Genomic DNA, 3,452 nt, shown 5'->3' with positions numbered 1-3,452 from the left:
CTGGACGAGGGTGATGCGGTGTTCGTGGAGGTCAGTCCGCATCCGGTGCTCTTGGGTGCGCTCCAGGAGATCAGCGACGACGTTCTGGCGGTGGGCACGCTCCGTCGGGGTGAGGGTGGTCCGCAGCGTTTCATGACTTCGATGGCGGAACTCTGGGTGCGAGGCGTCGAACTCGACTGGAGGACAGTCCTCGACAGCACTGGCATCTCCGACGGCGGCTGCCACGTAGACCTGCCGACGTATGCCTTCCAGCCCGAACGGTACTGGCTCGACGCCTCCGCCCCCCGCCCCACTGCGGCAGAGGCTCCCCATGACGGCTTTTGGGACGTCGTGGAACGGGAGGACCTGGAGGGCCTCGCACAGACCCTGGGGCTCGATGACGCTCGCTCGGAGCTGAAGAGAGTGCTGCCGGCGCTGTCTGCGTGGCATCGGCGACAGAGCGCCACCGCCTCGATGCAGTCATTGCGGTACCGCGCCGACTGGAAGCCGCTGTCCGACTACAACTCGGTTCACCTGTCCGGAACCTGGCTCGTAGTCGTTGCGCCGGATCAGGTGGACGGCGAGCTGAGCGCGGCGGTCGCCGGGGCGCTTCAAGCGCACGGAGCCAAGGTGGTGCCGATTGTGGCACCCGACGACGCGCAGGAGTGGGCCGGTCTGCTGGCCGCACACTCCGATGCGGCCGGCGTGCTGTCGTTGCTCGCCGAGGACGAGAGGCCCCTCCCCGACGTGCCCTCGGTTCCGGCGGGTTTCGGCCGGACGTTGTTGCTGGTCCAGGAGATGGAAGCCTTAGGGGTGACTGCACCGCTGTGGTGTGTCACCCGGGGCGCCGTCTCCACCGGAGAGGCGGACCCGCTCACCAGCCCTGCGCAGGCGATGGTCTGGGGCCTGGGCCGAGTTGTGGCGCAGGAACTCCCCGAACGGTGGGGAGGGCTGGTGGACCTGCCATTGGCGCCCGACGTCGATTCCCTCAGCCGGCTCTGCGGGGTGATGGCAGCCGACGCTCACGAAGACCAGGTTGTGGTCCGGCCCCTCGGGATCCTCGGGCGTCGGATCGTCCGGACGCCCATCGGTGATGAGCTGGGTGGTGGCTGGAATCCGGGAAGCGGGACGGTGCTGATCACCGGGGGCACGGGCGCCCTCGGCGGGCAGGTCGCCCGTCGGTTGGCGTCCCAGGGCGCCGAGCACCTCCTCCTCGTCAGCCGCCGGGGCGCCACAGCGCCGGGAGCTGCAGAGCTGGAAGCCGAACTGACGGAAGCGGGAGCCCGAGTAACCGTGACGGCGTGTGACATCACGGATGCCGACGCGCTCCGCGAGCTCGTGGCCGCGGTTCCGGACGAGTACCCGTTGACAGCCGTGATCCACACTGCTGCGGTCCTGGACGACGGGGCAGTCACCACCCTGACCCTCAATCAAGTCGACAGGGTGCTGCGGGCGAAGGCCGAGACAGCGTGGCGCCTACACGAACTGACGAGGGAACTGGAGCTCACAGCCTTCGTCCTCTTCTCCTCGCTGGCCGGCACAGTCGGCATGGCGGGCCAGGGCAACTACGCCCCCGCCAACGCCTATCTTGACGCCCTCGCCCAGTACCGCCGTTCGCAAGGGCTGAAGGCCACCTCCGTGGCCTGGGGTTCCTGGGCACAGGGCGGCATGGCCGAGCTGGCCGGCGTGAATGAGGTCCGCCTCCGGCACGGTGTACCGCTCCTGTCCCCGGAGTCGGCGGTCTCTGCTCTGGAAGCCGCGCTGGAACACGACGACACCACCGTGGTGATAGCCGACATCGACTGGGACCGGTTCACCCACGCCTACACGGCGACGCGGTCGAGTCATTTGCTGGACGAGATCCCCGAGGCCCGAAGCGTGCTGGAAGCGGCCGGCACCGCCGACCCGGCCACCCCTCTGCGTGACGTACTGTCCCGCCTGGCGCCTCAGGAACGCGACCGGCAGCTCATGGGCACCGTACGAACCCACGTGGCAGCCGTGCTCGGGCATGAATCCGCCGACGCGGTGGGGCTACGACGCCAGTTCCTGGAACTCGGTCTCGACTCCGTCACCGCAGTCGAACTGCGCAACCGGCTGAATACCGCGACCGGCCTTCGACTGCCCACCGCCGTGGTGTTCGACCACCCGACGGTGGCCGATCTCGTGCGCCATCTCGGAGCCGAACTGTTCGAGGAAACCGAGGGGTCGGTAACACCCGGTGCTGCGGAACTCGACAGCCTGGAAAACCTCGTTGCAGAGATGTCGGACGGCGACCCCTCCAGAGCCCAGATCGGCGGTCGGCTGCGCAGCCTCCTTCGCGCGCTCGCCGGCACCGCACAGCAGCAGGAGGCGGCGGCTGTCGAGTCCGAAGAGCTCGAGGCTGCCAGCAACGACGAGATCTTCGAATTCATTGAGAAGGAATTCGGAATTTCCTGACCACATGGTTTCGCGGATCTGTTTTCCCACGGTTCCGACCTTCACGGTTCTGACTCACACGGTTCTGACTCACTACATGGGGCAAGCACATGGAAGATGTCAAGAAGCTTCGCCATTATCTGACCCGAGTCACGGCGGAACTCCAGGAAACGCGGGCTCAGTTACGAGTAGCGGAGTCGGCCGGTAGTGAGCCCGTGGCGATCGTCGGCATGAGTTGCCGCTTCCCTGGCGGCGTCTCGTCGCCGGAGGACCTGTGGGAGATGGTGTCCGCAGGTGCTGACGGAATCTCCGGGTTCCCTGACGATCGCGGTTGGGACCTGGCCGCCCTGGTCGACGTGGAAGGTGAGAGGCCGGGTACGTCATATGTGACCGAGGGTGGATTCCTCCACGACGCCGGCGAATTCGATGCGGGGTTCTTCGGTATCTCGCCGCGTGAGGCGTTGGCGATGGATCCGCAGCAGCGGCTGCTCCTGGAGACGTCCTGGGAGCTCTTCGAGCGTGCCGGTATCGATCCGTCGTCGGTCCGCGGAAGCCACACGGGCGTTTTCATCGGATCCAGCTTCCGTGACTACGGCAGCAGGTTGCCCGCGATCCCCGAAGAGGTCGAAGGCCATGCCATGACGGGTACGGCGGGCAGTGTTGCGTCGGGTCGTATCGCGTACACGTTCGGTCTGACGGGTCCGGCGATCACTGTGGACACGGCGTGTTCGTCGTCGCTGGTGGCATTGCATCTGGCCGTGCAGTCCCTGCGCCAGGGCGAGTGCACGCTGGCGCTGGCCGGTGGTGTCGCTGTGATGTCCACTCCTGATCTGTTCACCGAGTTCAGCCGACAGCAGGGTCTCTCCCGCGACGGCCGATCCAAGGCGTTCGCCGCCGCAGCCGATGGGATGGGCGCGGCGGAGGGCGTTGGGGTGCTGTTGGTGGAGCGGTTGTCGGATGCGCTGCGTAACGGGCATCAGGTGTTGGCTGTGGTGCGGGGTTCGGCGGTGAATCAGGACGGTGCGTCGAACGGGCTGACCGCGCCGAACGGCCCCGCG

At 67.2% G+C, this 3,452-nt stretch carries 2 protein-coding genes; both read left to right on the top strand.

What is annotated here, in order from left to right; all coding sequences use genetic code 11:
* A partial coding sequence (locus ABZ441_RS33445) for an SDR family NAD(P)-dependent oxidoreductase (RefSeq protein WP_358981169.1) occupies window positions 1-2,415 on the top strand: 2,415 nt, incomplete at its 5' end.
* Between the two features lie 89 nt (window positions 2,416-2,504).
* On the top strand, window positions 2,505-3,452 hold a 948-nt coding region (locus tag ABZ441_RS33440), incomplete at its 3' end, for a beta-ketoacyl synthase N-terminal-like domain-containing protein (RefSeq protein WP_358981167.1).

It is taken from the genome of Streptomyces sp. NPDC005752, from assembly GCF_040630715.1.
Classification (GTDB): Bacteria; Actinomycetota; Actinomycetes; order Streptomycetales; family Streptomycetaceae; genus Streptomyces.
The sequence above is the reverse complement of the archived record's forward strand: the minus strand, read 5'-3'. Positions and strand labels throughout refer to the sequence as shown.